This is a genomic window from Streptomyces sp. NPDC002853, from assembly GCF_053591915.1.
In genome coordinates, this window is record NZ_JBSFUS010000007.1 from 244,820 (window position 1) to 261,847 (window position 17,028).

At 72.6% G+C, this 17,028-nt stretch carries 16 protein-coding genes; 4 read left to right on the forward strand and 12 right to left on the reverse strand.

Features of this window, described 5'->3' with window-relative positions; genetic code table 11:
* Nucleotides 1–350: 350 nt before the first annotated feature.
* Genes ACWD02_RS20675 through ACWD02_RS20690 form a run of 4 tightly spaced genes read right to left on the reverse strand, consistent with a single transcriptional unit; the run spans nucleotide 351 to nucleotide 3,833 of the window.
* The gene (locus tag ACWD02_RS20675) at nucleotides 351–1,391 is read right to left on the reverse strand and encodes an NAD(P)H-dependent flavin oxidoreductase (protein ID WP_451213349.1); all 1,041 of its coding nucleotides are present in this window, start codon (nucleotides 1,389–1,391) and stop codon (nucleotides 351–353) included.
* A gap of 17 nt (nucleotides 1,392–1,408) precedes the next feature.
* Nucleotides 1,409–2,206 (reverse strand): CoA-transferase subunit beta, encoded by a 798-nt coding sequence (locus tag ACWD02_RS20680; protein ID WP_451212608.1) that lies wholly within the window; start codon nucleotides 2,204–2,206, stop codon nucleotides 1,409–1,411.
* A complete protein-coding gene (locus ACWD02_RS20685; RefSeq protein ID WP_451212611.1) occupies nucleotides 2,203–3,066 on the reverse strand; it encodes a CoA transferase subunit A in 864 nt (287 codons plus the stop codon). The genes ACWD02_RS20680 and ACWD02_RS20685 overlap by 4 nt, the downstream gene beginning before the upstream one ends.
* Nucleotides 3,063–3,833 (reverse strand): enoyl-CoA hydratase family protein, encoded by a 771-nt coding sequence (locus ACWD02_RS20690; RefSeq protein ID WP_451212614.1) that lies wholly within the window; start codon nucleotides 3,831–3,833, stop codon nucleotides 3,063–3,065. Before ACWD02_RS20690 ends, ACWD02_RS20685 begins: the two co-directional genes overlap by 4 nt.
* Before the next feature lie 67 nt (nucleotides 3,834–3,900).
* Here ACWD02_RS20690 and ACWD02_RS20695 point away from each other — a divergent pair, with 67 nt between their 5' ends.
* Both ACWD02_RS20695 and ACWD02_RS20700 read left to right on the forward strand, forming a co-directional pair.
* Complete coding sequence (locus ACWD02_RS20695) at nucleotides 3,901–4,668, forward strand: SDR family oxidoreductase (protein WP_451212617.1); 768 nt, start codon at nucleotides 3,901–3,903, stop codon at nucleotides 4,666–4,668.
* Between the two features lie 20 nt (nucleotides 4,669–4,688).
* Nucleotides 4,689–5,633: an SDR family oxidoreductase gene (locus ACWD02_RS20700; protein WP_451212620.1), complete on the forward strand. Its 945-nt coding sequence runs from the start codon at nucleotides 4,689–4,691 to the stop codon at nucleotides 5,631–5,633.
* A 138-nt stretch (nucleotides 5,634–5,771) separates the two neighbouring features.
* Here the strand turns inward: ACWD02_RS20700 and ACWD02_RS20705 are convergent, their stop codons facing one another.
* The 3 genes from ACWD02_RS20705 to ACWD02_RS20715 all read right to left on the reverse strand — a co-directional run bounded on the left by ACWD02_RS20705 (nucleotide 5,772) and on the right by ACWD02_RS20715 (nucleotide 9,377).
* The gene (locus ACWD02_RS20705; RefSeq protein ID WP_451212622.1) at nucleotides 5,772–7,274 is read right to left on the reverse strand and encodes a SulP family inorganic anion transporter; all 1,503 of its coding nucleotides are present in this window, start codon (nucleotides 7,272–7,274) and stop codon (nucleotides 5,772–5,774) included.
* A gap of 118 nt (nucleotides 7,275–7,392) precedes the next feature.
* Nucleotides 7,393–7,764, reverse strand: coding sequence for a hypothetical protein (locus ACWD02_RS20710; RefSeq protein WP_451212624.1), 372 nt, complete (start codon nucleotides 7,762–7,764; stop codon nucleotides 7,393–7,395).
* Nucleotides 7,765–7,940: 176 nt separating this feature from the next.
* The gene (locus tag ACWD02_RS20715; RefSeq protein ID WP_451212627.1) at nucleotides 7,941–9,377 is read right to left on the reverse strand and encodes a DHA2 family efflux MFS transporter permease subunit; all 1,437 of its coding nucleotides are present in this window, start codon (nucleotides 9,375–9,377) and stop codon (nucleotides 7,941–7,943) included.
* 141 nt (nucleotides 9,378–9,518) lie between these two features.
* On the opposite strand from ACWD02_RS20715, the gene ACWD02_RS20720 reads away from it, so the two are divergent.
* Together ACWD02_RS20720 and ACWD02_RS20725 are read left to right on the forward strand one after the other, a co-directional pair.
* Complete coding sequence (locus tag ACWD02_RS20720; RefSeq protein WP_451212629.1) at nucleotides 9,519–10,175, forward strand: TetR/AcrR family transcriptional regulator; 657 nt, start codon at nucleotides 9,519–9,521, stop codon at nucleotides 10,173–10,175.
* Nucleotides 10,176–10,259: 84 nt separating this feature from the next.
* Nucleotides 10,260–11,276: an alpha/beta fold hydrolase gene (locus tag ACWD02_RS20725; protein ID WP_451212632.1), complete on the forward strand. Its 1,017-nt coding sequence runs from the start codon at nucleotides 10,260–10,262 to the stop codon at nucleotides 11,274–11,276.
* Between the two features lie 63 nt (nucleotides 11,277–11,339).
* Here ACWD02_RS20725 and ACWD02_RS20730 read toward each other — a convergent pair whose 3' ends face one another.
* The 5 genes from ACWD02_RS20730 to pcaH all read right to left on the reverse strand — a co-directional run bounded on the left by ACWD02_RS20730 (nucleotide 11,340) and on the right by pcaH (nucleotide 16,990).
* Complete coding sequence (locus ACWD02_RS20730) at nucleotides 11,340–13,028, reverse strand: serine/threonine-protein kinase (RefSeq protein ID WP_451212635.1); 1,689 nt, start codon at nucleotides 13,026–13,028, stop codon at nucleotides 11,340–11,342.
* Nucleotides 13,029–13,144: 116 nt separating this feature from the next.
* Nucleotides 13,145–14,257 (reverse strand): bifunctional 3-oxoadipate enol-lactonase/4-carboxymuconolactone decarboxylase PcaDC, encoded by a 1,113-nt coding sequence (gene pcaDC, locus ACWD02_RS20735; protein WP_451212637.1) that lies wholly within the window; start codon nucleotides 14,255–14,257, stop codon nucleotides 13,145–13,147.
* On the reverse strand, nucleotides 14,254–15,669 hold the full coding sequence (gene pcaB, locus ACWD02_RS20740; protein WP_451212640.1) for a 3-carboxy-cis,cis-muconate cycloisomerase: 1,416 nt from the start codon (nucleotides 15,667–15,669) through the stop codon (nucleotides 14,254–14,256). The genes pcaDC and pcaB overlap by 4 nt, the downstream gene beginning before the upstream one ends.
* The gene (pcaG, locus tag ACWD02_RS20745) at nucleotides 15,666–16,220 is read right to left on the reverse strand and encodes a protocatechuate 3,4-dioxygenase subunit alpha (RefSeq protein ID WP_451212643.1); all 555 of its coding nucleotides are present in this window, start codon (nucleotides 16,218–16,220) and stop codon (nucleotides 15,666–15,668) included. Before pcaG ends, pcaB begins: the two co-directional genes overlap by 4 nt.
* A complete protein-coding gene (pcaH, locus tag ACWD02_RS20750) occupies nucleotides 16,220–16,990 on the reverse strand; it encodes a protocatechuate 3,4-dioxygenase subunit beta (protein ID WP_451212646.1) in 771 nt (256 codons plus the stop codon). Before pcaH ends, pcaG begins: the two co-directional genes overlap by 1 nt.
* Nucleotides 16,991–17,028: the final 38 nt, after the last annotated feature.

Genomic DNA, 17,028 nt, shown 5'->3' on the forward strand with positions numbered 1-17,028 from the left:
CGCGGGCTTCGCTGGAGGTGCGCGGGATCTGAGCGCGGGCGTGCGTCCGGTGACCAGGGCCGGCCTGCCCTGCACCAACCACCTCTGCGCCGACCACCTCTGCGCCGCATGACCCCAGCCGAGGCCGCCGCGCAGCAGCACCCGCAAAGCCCCCCGCTGGAGGTGGCGGGGGCTTTGCGCGGGCTTCGCTGGCGAGGTGGCGGGGTCTGAGCGCGGGCGTGCGTCCGGTCACCAGGCGGCCGACCGCCCCTGCGCTGACCACCTCTGCGCCGCCCCCTGCACCAACCACCCCTGCGCCGCATGACCCAGCCGAAGCCAGCACACAGGACCACCCGCACAAAGCCTCCCTCTCAACCCAGTCGCGCCACCACCGCCGCTGCCTCCGTCATCACCCCCGTGATCAGCTCCTCGCACGTCGGCAGGTCTTCGATCACGCCCGCTACCTGGCCGGAAGCCATGATTCCGGCCTCCGGGGAGCCGTTCACCATCGCTGACTTCAGCATCATCGGTGTGTTCGCGGCGAGCAGCGTCTGGCTCCATGTCAGGCCCTTGCCGTGCCGCATCGTGAGTCCGTCGCGGATCATCTCCCGCCACCCCATGCCGGACGTCTTCCGGAACGCCGCCGCGTGCCGCACGGCCCGTGCGAGGGAGGCCGTCCGGCCCGACTTCTCCAGGGACGCGACGAAGTCCGTCCGCAGCATGCGGTGGGGGAGGCCGTCCACGCGCGTGGTCACCGTGATGTCCTTGACCGACGCGGCAAGATAGCGGGCCTTGACCGCGTCCGGCACCGTCGAGTCCGACGTCAGCAGGAAGCGTGTGCCCATCGCGACGCCCGCCGCGCCGTAGGCGAGCGCGGCGACGAGCCCCCGGCCGTCGAAGAAGCCGCCCGCCGCGATCACCGGGATGTCGACCGCGTCCACGACCTGCGGCAACAGTACGGTCGTAGCGACCTCACCCGTGTGCCCGCCGCCCTCACCGCCCTGCACGACGACCGCGTCCGCGCCCCACGCCGCCACCTTCTCGGCATGCCGACGCGCACCGATGGACGGGATGACGACGACCCCGGCGTCCTTCAGCTCCGCGATCAGCTCCTTCGAGGGAGCGAGCGCGAAGGACGCCACCCGAACCCCCTCGTCGGCGATGATCCGCACCCGCTCCCGCGCGTCGCCCGCGTCGGCGCGGAGATTGACCCCGAACGGCTCGTCCGTACGGGACTTGACCTCGCGGACGGCGGAGCGCAACTGGTCGACCGTCATCGTCGCGGAGGCCAGGATGCCCAGAGCGCCCGCGTTCGCCGTCGCGGAAACCAGGCGCGGGCCCGCCACCCAGCCCATGCCGGTCTGCACGATCGGATACCGGACGCCGACCAGCTTGGTCAGTGCCGTCTCCATGCTCGCCGGGGGCGGCGTCACGAGCGGACCTCGCGCTCACGCAGCCCGCGCGGGTCCACCACGTCCCGGATCAGCCGGAGTTCCTGCGCGGTGGGCTCGCGGGTGGAAGGGACGTCGTCCGCCGTGACGAGCGCGAAGCCGGTCGATTCCCGCACCTGCTCCACCGTCACACCCGGATGCAGGGACACCAGGCGCATCGCGTGGTCCGCCGCCCCGAAGTCGAGGACGCCGAGGTCCGACACGACCCGGCGCAGGTCGTGGAAGCGGGTCGCGGCCGGCCCGGCTGCCGCCGCGCTGTCGTAACCCACGCCGCTGATCATGTCGACCTTCTCCACGAAGACGCGTGTCGAGTGGCGCGGGATCCAGTAACTCACCGGATTGTTGAGGGTGTTGACCGGGGCGCCGCGCACCCCGAGCAGTTGGCGCCTGGGCCGCTCCCAGTCACCGATGCAGGAGATGTTCTGGTTCCCGAAGCGGTCGATCTGGCTCGCGCCCATCATCACGTGACGCCTGCCGCCCATGACCATCGTCAGGTGCTTCCTGTACGGCAACCAGCCCTCCGTCACCGCCGACGGCGCCCCCACGGCAGGCACATCCCCGATCAGCAGCGCCTCGCCGTCCGTGAGCAGCAGATCCGGTGAGAACGTCAGCTTGGCCAGGCGGGCGGCGATCGAGGGGATCGTGCCCATAGGCGACGCGAGGATCTCGCCGGCGTCCCGCCAGGCCTCGGCGCAGGCGATCACGCAGTACTCGGCGCGCGTGACGGCGGTCGTCTCGGACGCACCGGCCGTGGCCGTCGGGTCGGTCCGCGTCATCGCTGCTCCTCGTGCCACGTCTGGACGGCCATCTGATAGTCCTGCTCGGTGCCGGCGAGGAAGCGGTCCTCGAATTCCTTCCAGGCGTCCGGGTCGCCCGCGGCCGTGGCATACGCCTTCTGGAAGGGCTCGTCGCGGCCGTAGTCCGGCACGCACGAGGTGAAGTGCGCGCCGTTGGGTGTCTCGGTCACACCCGTCACCGCGTGCCGTGAGACCAGCATCGTCTGCGGCGCCGACCGTTCGGTGAGCTCGCTCGACTCGACGATCCGCTCGCACGACACGTACGCCGTGTCGGCCGCCTCGCAGAACAAGTCGTCGAAGTACGGGTCGGGGCCCAAGTACTGGGCGTTGCCCAGGCGGTCGGCGCGGTTCAGGTGCACCAGGGCCGCGTCCATCCGCAGGGCGGGCACGGCGACCAGCTCCTCCTTGTCGTCGTAGGGCGAAGTGACCGTACGCAGCTGGGGGTTGACCCGCAGGACGTCCGAGCCGAGGCCCGCGCGGATCGGCAGGAACGGCAGCCGCTGGGCGCCGGCGGTCAGGCCCTGCATGAACATCGCCTCGTCCAGCTCGACCAGTTCGAGGGCGCCACGCTCGCGTGCCGCGCGGAAATGCGGCTCCAGGGGGATCGAGTCGAGGGTCGTGAACGCCGTGACCAGCTTGCGGATCTTTCCCGCTGCGGCGAGCAGACCGACGTCCGGACCGCCGTACGACACGACGGTGAGGTCGGTGATCCCGGACCGGAGCAGGGCCCGCACCAGGGCCATGGGCTTGCGGCGCGACCCCCAGCCGCCGATGCCGAGCGTCATCCCGCTGCGCAGCCGCCCCACGATCGCGTCGGGCGTCATGGTCTTGTCCGTCATGCCCTGCCCTCCTCCTCCTTCTCTCCGGGCGCCGTCCCGAAGTCCTCGCGGATCCGGTCGGCCAGACCGCTCAGGTTCGCCTCGAAGGTGAAGCCCTGCTCGAAGCGGTAGCTGCGGTGTACGTCCACGGGGTCGATGCCGTTGATCGCGGCCTTCGCGAACCGCAGCAGCGTCCCGTCCTTCCGCGCGATCTCCCGCGCCAACTCCATTGACGCATCGCGCAGTTCCTCGCGCGGGACGACCCGCCACACGGAGCCGTGCGCGTGCAGTTCCGCCGCTGTCGCCGTGCGCGAGGTGTAGTACAAGGCGCGCATCAGGTGCTGCGGCACCAGGCGGGAGAGATGCGTGGCCGCGCCGAGCGCGCCCCGGTCGAGTTCGGGCAGGCCGAAGGTGGCGTCATCGCTCGCCACGATCGCGTCCGCGTTGCCCACCAGGCCGATGCCACCGCCCAGACAGAAGCCGTGCACCGCCGCCACGACCGGTATCTCGCACTCGTACACCGCCGAGAACGCCTCGTAGCACCCGCGGTTGGCGCCTATCAGGGCGTTGTGGCCGCTGTCGCGCTGCATCTCCTTGATGTCCACGCCCGCGTTGAAACCGCGGCCGGCGGCGGCGAGGACGACGCAGCGCGTCCCGGGGTCCTGGCCCACCGCGCGCACCGCTGCCGCCAGGTCGAACCACCCCTGCACGGGCAGGGCGTTGACGGGCGGGAAGTCGACGGTGACGACAGCAACGCCCTTGTCCGGGGTGGAGGTGGAGACAGACATCTGAGGATCCGCTACCTTTCAACCAGGCCCTTCAACCAAACATTTGTTAGTCAGGAAGGTAGCAGCGATGACTGACACCCGACAGGTGGTGGTCGTCACCGGCGGCACCCGAGGCGTCGGCGCCGGTATCGCCCGCAGCTTCCTCGCGGCCGGTGCGAGGGTCGTCGTCTGTGCCCGCAGACCGCCGGACCGGCCGATCGAAGTGGCGGGAGCGAAAGCCGAGTTCAGGCGCCTGGACCTGCGTGACGCGGATGCGGCGCACGCGTTCTTCGCCGATGTGGCAGCCGATCACGGCCGGTTGGACGCCCTGGTGAACAACGCGGGCGGCACGCCGTTCGGACTGCTCGCGGAGTCGGCCCCGGCCCGCCAGGCGAAGATCGTCGAACTCAATCTGCTGGCCCCGCTCTACGCGTCCTTGGCGGCGTACGAGGTGATGCGCGGCCAGGAGAGCGGCGGCGGCAGCATCACCATGATCGGCAGCGTCAGCGGCTCCCGGCCCTCGCCCGGCTCCGGTGCCTATGGGGCGGCCAAGGCGGGCCTGGAGAACCTCGCGCGCACGATGGCCGTGGAGTGGGCCCCGGAGGTGCGCGTGAACACCGTCGTGCTCGGCCTGGCCCGTACCGAGAGCGCCCACCTGCACTACGGGGACGAGGCCGGTGTCGCGGCGGTCGCCCGCACCGTGCCGCTCGGCCGTCTCGCCGATCCGTCGGACGTCGGGGACGCGTGCGTGTTCCTCGCCTCCGACAGCGCCCGCTACATCAGCGGCGCCGCACTGCACCTGCACGGGGGCGGCGAACGCCCCGCTTTCCTGGACGCCGCGTCCGTCAACCACTGAATGCATCCGAGGAGTTCCGCATGACCTCAGGCATGACCTCAGCCACGAAGCCGGGCACGGGAATCTGCGCGGGCCGCGTCGTGATCGTCACGGGCGCGGGCCGTGGCCTCGGCCGTGCGCACGCGCGCGCCTGTGCCGCGGAAGGCGCCAAGGTCGTGGTGAACGACCTGGGAGTGGGCGCCGACGGCTCCGGGGCCTCCGGCGGACCGGCGCACGAGGTCGTCGAGGAGATCCGCGCGGCGGGAGGCGAGGCCGTCGCGCACGGCGGTGACATCGCCACGTCCGAGGGCGCCGCGTCCCTGGTGCGGACCGCACTCGACACGTACGGAAGCCTCGACACCCTCGTCAACAACGCGGGTTTCCTACGGGACCGGATGCTGGTCAACCTTGAGGAGGACGACTGGGACGCGGTGATGCGCGTCCATCTGAAGGGGCACTTCCTGCCGCTGAAGCACGCGGCGGCGTACTGGCGAGGCGAGGCGAAGGCGGGCCGTGCGCGGCACGCGTGCGTGGTCAACACCAGCTCCGGGGCAGGGCTGTCGGGCAGCGTGGGGCAGGGCAACTACAGCGCGGCCAAGGCCGGGATTCTCGGGCTCACCCTGGTCGCCTCCGCGGAACTCGCCGCCTACGGAGTGCGGGTCAACGCCATAGCGCCCGCCGCGCGCACGCGGATGACGGAGACCACCTTCGCGGCAACCATGGCCGCGCCCGAAGGCGGCGGCTTCGACGCGATGGCCCCGGAGAACGTGTCGCCGCTCGTGGTGTGGCTCGGCTCCGAGTCGTCCGCGGGGGTCACGGGACGAGTCTTCGAGGCCGAGGCGGGGCGCATCACCGTCATGGAGGGCTGGCGGCCGGGGCCGACGGCCGACAAGGGGGCACGCTGGACCCCGGCGGAGGCGGGCGACTCGGCCCTAGAGCTGCTCGCCGGGGCCGAGGCGCCTCAACCGGTCCACGGGGCTCGGTAGGACCAGGCGCCGCCAGAACCGGACAGGGCGCACCGCTGAACCAAGTGCCACCAGAACCCAGGGCGCACCCGCCGAACCAAGTGCCGCCAGAGCCGGCCAGAGCCGGACAGGGCCGGACAGGGCCGCTCCGTGCGACCCTCAGGCCCCTGACGCCACCCGCACCGGATCCGTGCCCTCCGCGCTGTGCCGCTCCGCCCAGTTCTCCAGCGACGTATGGCAGGCGTGGTCCAGATGCCGCAGCCCCGTGAGGTCGAGTTCGACCGGGCGGTCCGGGGGCAGGGACTCCAGCGCGTCGAGGAGCTTGGGGAGCCGCAGGAACGTGGCGTTGCCCGACAGGTGCACGTGGATCGGCCCCACGCCCTTGTCGACGATGTCCACGTGCACGTGCGACGTCTCCCAGGCGGACTTGACCACGGCGAGCACCAGGCCGATGAGGACCCCCTCGAACATGCTCACCGTGACGATCGCCGTGGCCGTCACGACCAGGACCACCGCCTCGCCGCGGTGCTCGCGCCACAGGTGCGCCAACTGCCGCACCGGGATCAGCTTGCAGCCCGCGTGCACGAGGACGCCCGCCAGCGTGGCGACGGGGATGAGGCCGAGCGCCGCGGGCAGCAGCGCCGCGAAGAGGAGCAGCCAGACCCCGTGCAGGACGCGGGACGCCTTCGTCCGCGCGCCCGCCCGCACGTTGGCGGAGCTGCGGACGATGACCGCGGTCATCGGCAGCGCGCCGAGCAGCCCGCTCATGGTGTTGCCCGCGCCCTGCGCCATCAGCTCCTTGTCGTACGACGTGCGCGGTCCGTCGTGCATGCGGTCCACGGCGGCCGCGCTGAACAGGCTTTCCGCCGACGCGATCAGGGCGAACGCCAGGACGGTGCCGACGGCACCGAGACTCATCAGCTCCCCGAAGGCGGCGGCGTCCGGCACCCGCACCGCCTCGACGAGCCCCTGCACCTCGACGGTGGCCACCGGCAGGGAGAAGAGCAGCGAGGTACCCGTGGCGAGCACCACGGCGGCCAGCGGCGCGGGGACCACGCGGACCTTCGGGGGAAGCCTGTGCCAGCACACGAGGACGACGATGGTGCCCACGCCGAGTCCGAGGGCGGCGAGGGCGCGTTGCGAGCCGATCGCGCCGGCGAGCATCCCCGGCAGCCCGGCGATCTTGCCGACGCCGCTCGTGGGGGCCTCGCTGTCCGTCATGGCGTACAACTGCCCGGCGATCAGGATGAGTCCGATCCCGGCGAGCATGCCCTCGACGACGGCCACGGAAATGGCGCGGAAGAAGCGGCCGAGGCGGAGCGCGCCCATGGCCAGCTGGAGCAGCCCGGCGGCGAGCACGAGGGCTCCGAGCGCGGCGAGACCGTACTGCTGCACGGCTTCGTACACGAGCACGGTGAGCCCCGCGGCGGGACCGCTGACCTGGAGGCTGCTGCCGGGCAGCAGGCCGGTGACGAGACCGCCGACGACGCCGGTGATCAGGCCGAGTTCGGCGGGTACTCCGGAGGCGACGGCCACGCCCGCGCACAGCGGCAGGGCGACGAGGAAGACGACCACGGAGGCCGCGAAGTCGTGTCGTGCGCCGTCGGGTGCCGTGAACACCGAGCGGGCGCGGTCGAGCAGGGAGGCAGGGGAAGGCTGCATGTCGGTTGACTCCTGAGCGCCGTGGGGGGCGCATCGGTGTGACGTGGACCGGTTCGGGTCCGGCCGGCGGCGCGTCAGGCGGGAGAGCCTGGCGGCATGGCCGTGCCGGAGATCCCGATCAGCAGCGGAAGACCTGAAGGAGGGCCGGCAGTTCGCGGCCCGCGGGTTTCGTCGTGGAGTGGGTGACGGCTATGGCGCGGCACGCGCGCGTGCCGTCGTCCGCGGTCGTGGCAGGCCGGGCGTGCGGGTGCGGAGCCGTGTCGGGGGTGAGGTCACGGCAGTGCGGGCGTCCGCGCGCCGGGAAGCGCTCGGACTCCTCGGGGTGCGTGTTCTCCCCGCACTGGGCGTAGGGCGCCGTGGCCGGCGGCGTACGGGATTCCACGGCGGACGCGTATTCGTTGACCCCGTGCGCGAAGAACTGGACGATCACCAGGAGTACGGCGACCAGCGCCGCGGACAGCATCCGCCTGCGCACCCCGGCTCCCGTCACAGTGGCAAAGTCCTCACGTGGCCGCGTAACTCCCATGGTCACCAAGCAACTTAACCGCCGGAACCGTCACCTGGGTGATCGTTCGGTCACGTGGCGCGACAGCCACCCTTCGATCAGGTGTGCGTGCCGCGTCTGCGCGGGCGGGGTGTGCGGGCCCCGCCCGGCGCGGGGTGGCGTCAGTGCACGTGCGGCCCGCCGGTCAGCTGCGGCTTCCCGCTCGGCACGAGGGCGAACGAGGCGGCCGCGCTGACCGCCGCGGCCACGGCACACACCATGAACGCGTCCGCGAAGCCGCCTCCCGTCCCGCCGTCGATCCCGGCGGCGGCGACCGTCGACATCACGGCCACGCCGATGGATCCGCCCACCTCATGGCAGGTGTTGACCACGCCGGACGCGACGCCCGCCTCCTCGTGGGCGATGAAGCCCAGCGCGGTGGTGGTGGCGGCCACGAACACCGAACCGAGCCCCAGGGCGGCGACGGACATACCCGGGGCCACACTCGCCCACGCGTTGCCTTCGGTCCCCGCCCCGGCGAGCAGAGCGGTGCCGAGCCCCGCCAGCGCGAGCCCCCCGGCCGCGGTGGGCCGGGCTCCCCACTGGCCCACGAACCGCCCGCCGAGGTGCGCGCCGACTCCGGTGGCGACGGCCACCGGCAGGAACAGCACCCCGGTCCGCAGGGCGCTGTGGCCGCGTACTTCCTGGAGGAACACCGACCCCAGGAAGAACAGCGAGATCAGCAACGCCGTCGCGACCAGCATCAGATACGAGCCGGCGACGACAGGACGGCGCCGCAGGACGGCCGGATCGATCAGCGGTGAACGCTGCGCCCGCTCCACGGCGGCGAAGGCTCCGTAGGCCACGATCGCGGCGGCCACCGGCACCAGCGTCCGGGGGTTCGACCAGCCCGTGTCGCCCGCCGCCACGAGGCCGTAGATGAGCGAGCCCGTGCCGGCGGTGACCAGCAGCGCGCCGGGTACGTCGAGGCGGGCGGGCCGGGGCGCGCGGGCGGGGACGACGGCGGGCAGGGCGAGGAGCAGGGCCGCGCCGATGGGCACGTTGACGTAGAAGATCCACTCCCAGCCGGGTCCGTCGGTCAGGACTCCGCCGAGCAGGACGCCGATCGCCGCGCCCGCACCGCCGATCGCCGACCACACGCCGAGCGCGCGATGGCGGTCCCGTCCCCGGAAGGTCGTGGTGACGATGGCCAGGGCGGCGGGGGAGAGCAGCGCGGCTCCGACGCCTTGCGCGGTCCGGCCCGCGAGGAGCGTCGCCGGGCCCGAGGCCAGGCCCGTCAGCAAGGAGGCGGCGGTGAACAGGGCGAGGCCGCAGAGGAGGGTGCGGCGCGCGCCGAGGACGTCCGCGAGCCGTCCGCCGAGCAGCATCAGGCCGCCGAAGCAGAGCGTGTACGACGTGACGACCCAGGTCAGCTCGGTGCGGCCGAGGTCGAGATCGGCGGCCATGCTCGGCAGCGCGACGTTCACGACCGTCACGTCGAGCACCAGCATGAACTGGGCGACGCACAACAGCGTGAGCGCCGCCCACGGGCGCGAGCCGGTGGGGGGTGGCGCGGCCGTGTGGGGCGCGGCGGCCGGGGTCGGGTGGGCATGCGACATGGCGGGTCCTTGGGGCAGCGGGAGAGGCAGGGGAGGGGCTGGGGCGGTGCGGGGCGGGCGCATGGCCGCTGCAACTGAACTGTACTGACTAGTTCATGTGAACTCAACTGTTCAGTTCAGTTCGCTGGTAAAGTGCGGCGCATGCGCACTGAGGGAAACGGCGAGGCACGAAGTGGCGGCCCCACGGGCCCGCGCGCCGAGCGCAAGCGCGAGGCGATCGTCCGGGCGGCCCGCTCGCTGTTCCTGCGGGAGGGCTTCGATGTCGGCATGGACGCCATCGCGGCCGAGGCGGGCGTGTCCAAGGTGACCGTCTACAACCACTTCGGAAACAAGGAGACGCTGTTCGTCGCGGTGATCGCGGACGCGCTCGACGAACCCCTCGACGCCTCGTCGTCCGTCGCCGCGCTCGACGGCCTCACCGAGGCGGACGACCTGCGCGAGGCGTTCCTGAACGTGGCCCGCTCCTGGGTCGACGTCGTCCGCAACGACCAAGAGATGAACGCCCTGCGCCACCTCGTGGCCCGGGAGATCCACCGCTTCCCCTCGCTCGGCGAGGCATGGGGAGCGCGCGGCCCGGAAGGTCATCACCCCGCCATCGCGGGCGCGTTGCGCGAGCTCGCCGAACGGGGACGGCTCACCGTCCCCGACATGGAGACGGCGGTCCTCCAGCTCTACTCCCTGCTGGTCTTCCCGCACCTGGTCTTCGGCTCGTACGGGACCGACGTCAGCGAGGACCTGACGGAGCGTCTGATCGTCGCCGGTGTCGACATGTTCCTGGGGTTCTACGCCACCGCATAGCGCCGCAGGGCGAAGCGCCCGAATTGCGCCACCCGAAACCCCCTCGCAACCACCCCACCGCGCAGCCCGCCTACACTCCGGCCCATGGCGCGGATCCTGCCCTTCGAGACCAGGCGGCTTCCCACCGGCGGCGAGAGCGGGCCCGCCCTGCGGTTCCGCACCGTGCACGGCTACCGGCGCGCGTACCGCATCGCGGGTGAGGGACCGGCGATCCTGCTGATCCACGGCGTCGGCGACTCGTCCGCGACGTGGGCCCCGCTGATCCCCCGACTGGCCCGCGCCCACACCGTCATCGCCCCTGATCTGCTCGGCCACGGCGCGTCCGAGAAGCCCCGGGCCGACTACTCGGTGGCGGCGTACGCCAACGGGGTCCGGGACCTGCTCGGCGTGCTGGGCATCGAGCGCGTCACCCTCGTCGGGCATTCGTTCGGCGGCGGGGTCGCGATGCAGTTCGCCTACCAGTTCCCCGAGCGCGTCGACCGGCTCGTCCTGGTGAGCACCGGAGGCGTCGGCCCGCAGGTCACCCCCGTGCTGCGGGGCGTCTCACTGCCCGGCGCCGCGCTGCTGCTCTCCCTGCTCGGGCTGCCCGGCGCCGATCTGCCGGTCCGGGGGACCGTCGCGCTGCTGCGGCTGCTCGACACCGGGCTCGGGCAGGACGCGCCGGAGCTGATGGGCCTGGTCGACGCGCTTCCCGACGTGTGGGCGCGGGCCGCGTTCATCCGCACGCTGCGGTCGGTCGTCGACTGGCGCGGTCAAGTGGTCACGATGCTGGACCGCTGCTACCTCGCCCAGGGCATGCCCACCCTCATCGTCTGGGGCGACCGGGACGGCGTCCTTCCGGTCGACCACGCGTACACCGCGCACGAGGCGATGCCCGGCAGCCGCCTCGAAATTTTCCCCGGGGCCGGGCACTTCCCCTTCCACGCCGATCCGGTGCGTTTCCTCGCGCTCGTCGAGGAGTTCATCGGGGCGACGGAACCGGCCAATTGGAGCATCGAGCAGTGGTGGCGTCTGCTGCGGGCGGGGCGGCCGGGCGACGAGGCATACGTCGACGCGATCGAGCGGCGGTACCGTGAGGCGAGCGAGCGCAGCGCCACCTAGCCCCTCCTGACAGCTGCCGGGCCGGGACCGCGCCCCGCGTCTCCTGGTGCCGGCGCCCGTCTGTCAGGCCTCCCGCCAGACCGTCATGTCCGCGGTCAGGAAGCTGATCCCGTCGTTCGGGAGCGCGGTCGACTTCACCTGGACCACCAGCAGGGCGATGTCCCCGGAGGGGTTCTTCACGCAGATCTCGCTGCCGGCCGCCACCGCGGCCAGCGGGAGGTTGTGGCTGTCGGCGCCCTGGAGGGCGACGCGGCATGAGTCGAGGGTGGCCCCCGGCTTGCTGTACAGCAAGGAGATCACGCTCTTGTCGCTCTGCAGCGAACAGCGGCCCTGCCCGCAGACGAAGCGGAGGTCGCCCTTGCGGTCCTTGCGGCGGACGGGCTCCCTGAGGCTCACGGAGTTCTTCTCGTCGAACCATTCCTGGGGATACGCGGCGGGGCGTGGGGGACTGGGCGCCTTCGAGGAGGGGCGGGACGCGTCCGGCGACCCGTCGCTCTTGTCACCGGCGTCGGCGTTCTCGCCGGTCGCCGCTCTCTTGCCGTCCCCGGAACCCGCGGTGGACCCGGATGTGGAGCCCGACGTGGTCCCCGACGACCGGCCGGAGGCATCCGAACCGGACGCGTCAGACCCGGACTTTGAGTATGTGTCCCGTACGCGCAGACCCATCGCGTCCGTGACCGCCCAGGTCAGGCCGAGCACCAGCAGCGCGCACCCCGTCACCACGGCCGCGATGAGCGCGTTGCGTCTTCGGCGGGCCCGCCGCTCGTCCGTCTGAGTCGGCCGGGTCGTCGGCGACGGCTGAGGCGGGGCGAACAGCGGCAGCGTGTGCACCGGCGTGGGGTGGGGGACCGGCGCCGGGACCGTGACCTCGGGCCCCATGACATCGCGCCAGACGGCAAGGCCGGCTCCCGCGTCGGTGTCCCGGCCGAGGCGCTGACGGCACCACTCGACGATCTCGGCCGGGGTGGCCCGGTCCCGTGGATCGGCGGCCAGGCACTTGGCGAACAGCGGACGCAGTTGGGCGGGCAGAAGGGAGAGGTCGGGCTCCGAGTGCACGATCCGGTACAGCACGCTGACCGAGGGGCCGTCCCCGTACAGCGGCTCGCCCAGTGCCGCGAACGCGGCGGTCTGACCCAGTGCGAAGACATCGGTGGCCGCCGTGACCTCACCCACGGACCCCTGCTCGGGAGCCATGAACTGAGGCGTGCCGACGGCGGAACCGGTGGCCGTGTACGCGGACGTGGCGCTGGAGGTCAGCGAGATGCCGAAGTCGATCACGCGCGGTCCGTCGGCGGCCAGCAGCACGTTCGACGGCTTCAGGTCACGGTGCACGATTCCGGCGCCGTGGATGGCCTGCAGCGCCTCGGCGATCCCCGCCATCAGCCACAGCAGCGCGGGCACCGGCAGCGGACCGCGCCGGGCGACGGCCTCCGTCAGGGAGGGGCCGGGCACGTACAGGGTGGCCAGCCAGGGCGGTACGCCGTCGGCGTCGGCGTCGATCAGCTCGGCCGTGTAGGCGCCCCGGACCCGCTGGGCCGCCTTGATCTCCCGGCCGAACCGCCGCCGGAAGGCCGGGTCGTCGGCCAGCTCGGGCCGTACCACCTTGATCGCGACCGGTCGGCCGCCCTGTGTGTGCGACAGATAGACCCGGCCCATGCCGCCGGCGCCGAGCCTGGCCGCGAGCCGGTAACCGGCCACCACCGGCGGATCCTCCGCCTGCAGCGGCTGGAACACCTCGGTCGCGTCGTTCATGGCCTCTTGCCCCCCGGTTCCCCTGAGCCCCTGCTCCTCTGATCCCCCTGATCAGCAGCAGCCTAAAGGGTCGGCCCGAGACCGTTTACTCCTCTACTACTTCACCTACTGATTCGCTACTCCTCGGAGAGGACCCGCTGTGCTACTGCGAACGCCGAATTGGCCGCGGGTACACCGCAGTAGACCGCCGTCTGGAGCAGCACCGCGCCGATCTCCTCGGGGGTGAGCCCGATGCGGCGGGCCGCCCGGATGTGCATGGCCAGCTCGTCATGGTGCCCGTGCGCGACCAGGGCCGTCATGGTGATCATGCTGCGCTCGCGGCGCGCGAGGGTGGGGTCGGTCCAGATCTCGCCCCAGGCGTAGCGGGAGATGAAGTCCTGGAAGCGGGCCGTGAAGGGGGTGGTGTTGCCCTGCGCGCGGTCCACGTGCGCGTCGCCGAGAACGGCCCGCCGGACCGCCATGCCGCTCGCGGCTGCCCCCGCCACGTGCGTGCGCAACGCCGCGACCACGGCCTCCGGGCGTTCCGCGGGCGCCAGATGGGAGGCACCCGCCAGCTCCGCGAGGGAGGCGCCCGGCACCGCGTCGGCGATCTCGCGTGCGTGGGCGGGCGGCGTCGCCGGGTCCTCGCGGCCGGCGACGACGAGCGTGGGCGCGGTGATCGACGCCAGCGCGTCCCTGATGTCATACGCCGCCAGCGCGTCACAGCAGGCGGCGTACGCGTCGGGGTCGGTGGTCCGGTGGTCCTCCACCAGGCCGGGGACCGTGAAGCCGGGGGTGAACCAGCGCTCCGGGGAGCTGTCCGCGAGCGAGGCGAGTCCTTCGCGACGGACGAGTGCCGCGCGCTCCTCCCAGCGGGCGCTGCCGCCGAAGTGCGCCGACGAGCAGATCACGGCGAGGCTCTCCACGCGCTCCGGGTGATGCGCGGCCAGGTGCAGGCCGATGGCGCCGCCCAGGGAGACGCCCGCGTACGCGAAGCGGTCGATGCCGAGGGAGTCGGCGAGCGCGAGGACGAGCGCCGCCAGGTCGGCGACGGTCGCTCCCGGGCCGATCAGGTCGGCGGGGGATTTGCCGTGACCGGGCAGGTCCCAGCGGATGACCCGGTGGGTGGTGGAGAGTTCGGGCGCCACGGCGTCCCACAGGGCGGTGGAGGTGCCGACGGACGAGCCGAGGATGAGGGGCGGCGCCGTCGGGGCGCCCTCGCTCGTGTGGTGCGGCAGTTTGCCGGTCATCGTCGCTCCAGGGCTCGGTCGGTGAGGGCTCCGGCGGAGCCGGTGTAACGGGCGGGGTCGGTGAGTTCGGTGAGGTTTACGGCGGCAAGAGCGGGCTCCTCGGCGAGCACCTCCGCGAGGCTCCTGCCCTCGTCGCGGGTACGACGGGCCGCCGAGGTGAGCAGCTCCTTCGCGCGGGCCCGGCCCAGGAGGGGCGTCAGCTCCGCGGTGAGGCGTTCGGAGACGATCAACCCATGGGTGAGGCCGAGGTGTTCGCGCATCGCCTCCGGGTGGACCCGGAGGTTCTCGGTGAGCTCCGCCGCGTGGTGGCTCGCGCCGCCCACCGTGCGCAGGAGGTCGCGCAGGGCCTCCCACTCCGCGTGCCAGGCCCCTGCCGGGCGTTCGTCCTCGGCGGCCATCGACGCGTGCAGCGTCGCGGCCAGGGCGGGAGCGCGGCGGGCGGCGGCCGCGACGAGGGTGGAGCGCACGGGGTTCGCCTTGTGGGGCATGGCGGAGGAACCGCCGCCCGCACCTTCGGAAAGCTCGGCGATCTCCGTGCGGCTGAGGGTGAGGACATCCACGGCCGCCTTGCCCAGGGCCCCGGCGACGAAGGCGAGAACTCCGGCGAGGTCGGCCACCGGGGTGCGGAGGGTGTGCCAGGGCAGCGCCGGTTCGGCCAGCCGCAGTTCCCTGGCGTACACAGCGACGAGTTCCTCCCCGAGGCCGCTCCGCGCGGTGGCCGAGGGCCCGTCTTCCGGGGACGCCGAGCCTGCTCCCGCCGAACCCCCGCTGCCGCCCGCATGAGCCCCGTAAGCCCCGAAAGCCGCCAACGTGCCCGCCGCGCCGCCCAGTTGGGCCGGGAGCGTGTCACGCACCGACCGCACCCTGTCCCGGGCGTCCAGGGCCAGTGACCGCCAGCCCGCGGCCTTGAGGCCGAACGTCGTGGGGACCGCGTGCTGCGTCAGGGTGCGGCCCGGCATCACCGTGTCCCGGTGTTCCGCCGCGATGCGGGCCAGTGCCGCCTCCGTGCGGGTCAGGTCCGCCAGGATCGAGTCGAGCGTGCGCCGGGCGACCAGCATCATCGCGGTGTCCATGATGTCCTGGCTCGTCGCCCCCCGGTGGACGTACGGCGCGGCCTGCGCGGGCACCGCCGCCGTCAGGTCCGCGACCAGCGGGATCACCGGATTGCCGCCGGACCGCGCGCGGAGCGCGATGTCACGTACGTCGAAACGGTCGGCGGAAGCCGCCGCGCCGACGGCCGCCGCCGCGTCCGCCGGGGCGAGGCCCACCTCGGCCTGCGCCCGCGTCAGCGCCGCCTCCGCGTCCAGCATCGCCTGCAGGAAGGCCGTGTCGCCCGTCTTGGACTCGGCAGGGGAGCCCGCACGCCCGGGGGCGAGCAGGCCGACGTCGGTACCGTCACCGTCACCACTCACTGGAACTCCAGGAACACCGTTTCGCCCTCGCCCTGAAGGCGGATGTCGAAACGGTACGTGTGGCTCGTCTCGGGGCGGGCGATCAGTGTCGTACGCCGCGCCGGGTCGAGGGAGCCGAGGAGCGGGTCGCCCGGCTCGTCGACCAGGTAGGCGCGCGTGTACAGATGGTGCAGCAGGCCGCGCGCGAAGACCGCGAGCGCGATGTACGAGGCGCCGCCCGGCGGGAGCGTACGGACCGTCCAGTGGCCGTCCGCGTCGGTCGGGACGCGGCCGAACCCGGTGAACGCGACACCGTCACGGCCGATGACCTCGCCGGTGACCGGGTCGTGCCGCAGCGATCCCGGCGCGCCCTTGCGGGAGCCGTCGGACGCGGGCTGCCAGGTCTCGATGAGCGCGTCCGGGACGGGGTTTCCCGCGCCGTCGTACACGTACCCGTGCAGGGTGATCGTGTCCGGGTGGCCGGTCGGGGCGACCTCGCCGCCGCGCGGGAAGGGCAGCGCGTAGCCGTAGAAGGGGCCGACCGTCTGGGAGGGAGTCGGAGCGTACGACATCAGTGGTGGTCGCCTTCCTCGAAGAGGGTCGCGGACGGGCCGTCGAGCACGATGTCCCAGCGGTAGCCGAGCGACCACTCGGGGGCGGAGAGATCGTGGTCGTAGGCGGAGACCAGCCGCTTGCGGGCCGACTCGTCGGTGACCGAGCGCAGGACCGGGTCGTAGGGGAACAGCGGGTCGCCCGGGAAGTACATCTGGGTCACCAGGCGCTGGGTGAACGCGGTGCCGAAGAGCGAGAAGTGGATGTGTGCGGGGCGCCAGGCGTTGACGTGGTTGCGCCACGGGTACGCGCCCGGCTTGATCGTCGTGAAGCTGTACGTGCCCTCGTCGTCGGTCAGGCAGCGGCCGAAGCCCGTGAAGTTCGGGTCGAGCGGAGCGGGGTGCTGGTCCAGCTGGTGGGCGTAACGGCCGGACGCGTTGGCCTGCCACAGCTCGACCAACTGGCCGCGTACGGGCCGCCCTTCGCGGTCCAGGACACGGCCGGACACGGTGATCCGCTCGCCGAGCGGCTCGCCCAGGTGCTGGCGCGTGAGGTCGCGGTCGAGCGCGGTGATGTCGGTGACGCCGAACGCGGGGCCGCTCAGCTCCACCGCCTCCGGGTCGCGCAGCGGGACCAGTGGCTGCTTGGGGTGACGGAAGTGGCTGCTGCGGTACGGGGGATAGTCGCGCGGCGGGTGGTCGGAGGGCGCGGCAGCGGCTTGCGCCTTGGCGACCTCGGTGTCTATCTCGCGCTGGCTGAGCCCGTCGGGCAGGGGTTCGGTGAGGGTCATGTCTGTCGGCTCCGTGAGTACGGCGTGCTGCGGAAGGG

What these genes read in the sequence shown, in the direction of transcription:
- pcaG (WP_451212643.1), bottom strand. Translation starts at nt 16,220, where the DNA reads ATGTCGTACGCTCCGACTCCCTCCCAGACGGTCGGCCCCTTCTACGGC.
- pcaDC (WP_451212637.1), bottom strand. Translation starts at nt 14,257, where the DNA reads ATGACCGGCAAACTGCCGCACCACACGAGCGAGGGCGCCCCGACGGCG.
- ACWD02_RS20705 (WP_451212622.1), bottom strand. Translation starts at nt 7,274, where the DNA reads ATGCAGCCTTCCCCTGCCTCCCTGCTCGACCGCGCCCGCTCGGTGTTC.
- ACWD02_RS20685 (WP_451212611.1), bottom strand. Translation starts at nt 3,066, where the DNA reads ATGACGGACAAGACCATGACGCCCGACGCGATCGTGGGGCGGCTGCGC.
- pcaH (WP_451212646.1), bottom strand. Translation starts at nt 16,990, where the DNA reads ATGACCCTCACCGAACCCCTGCCCGACGGGCTCAGCCAGCGCGAGATA.
- ACWD02_RS20695 (WP_451212617.1), top strand. Translation starts at nt 3,901, where the DNA reads ATGACTGACACCCGACAGGTGGTGGTCGTCACCGGCGGCACCCGAGGC.
- ACWD02_RS20690 (WP_451212614.1), bottom strand. Translation starts at nt 3,833, where the DNA reads ATGTCTGTCTCCACCTCCACCCCGGACAAGGGCGTTGCTGTCGTCACC.
- ACWD02_RS20700 (WP_451212620.1), top strand. Translation starts at nt 4,689, where the DNA reads ATGACCTCAGGCATGACCTCAGCCACGAAGCCGGGCACGGGAATCTGC.
- ACWD02_RS20720 (WP_451212629.1), top strand. Translation starts at nt 9,519, where the DNA reads ATGCGCACTGAGGGAAACGGCGAGGCACGAAGTGGCGGCCCCACGGGC.
- ACWD02_RS20675 (WP_451213349.1), bottom strand. Translation starts at nt 1,391, where the DNA reads ATGGAGACGGCACTGACCAAGCTGGTCGGCGTCCGGTATCCGATCGTG.
- ACWD02_RS20715 (WP_451212627.1), bottom strand. Translation starts at nt 9,377, where the DNA reads ATGTCGCATGCCCACCCGACCCCGGCCGCCGCGCCCCACACGGCCGCG.
- ACWD02_RS20680 (WP_451212608.1), bottom strand. Translation starts at nt 2,206, where the DNA reads ATGACGCGGACCGACCCGACGGCCACGGCCGGTGCGTCCGAGACGACC.
- ACWD02_RS20730 (WP_451212635.1), bottom strand. Translation starts at nt 13,028, where the DNA reads ATGAACGACGCGACCGAGGTGTTCCAGCCGCTGCAGGCGGAGGATCCG.
- ACWD02_RS20725 (WP_451212632.1), top strand. Translation starts at nt 10,260, where the DNA reads ATGGCGCGGATCCTGCCCTTCGAGACCAGGCGGCTTCCCACCGGCGGC.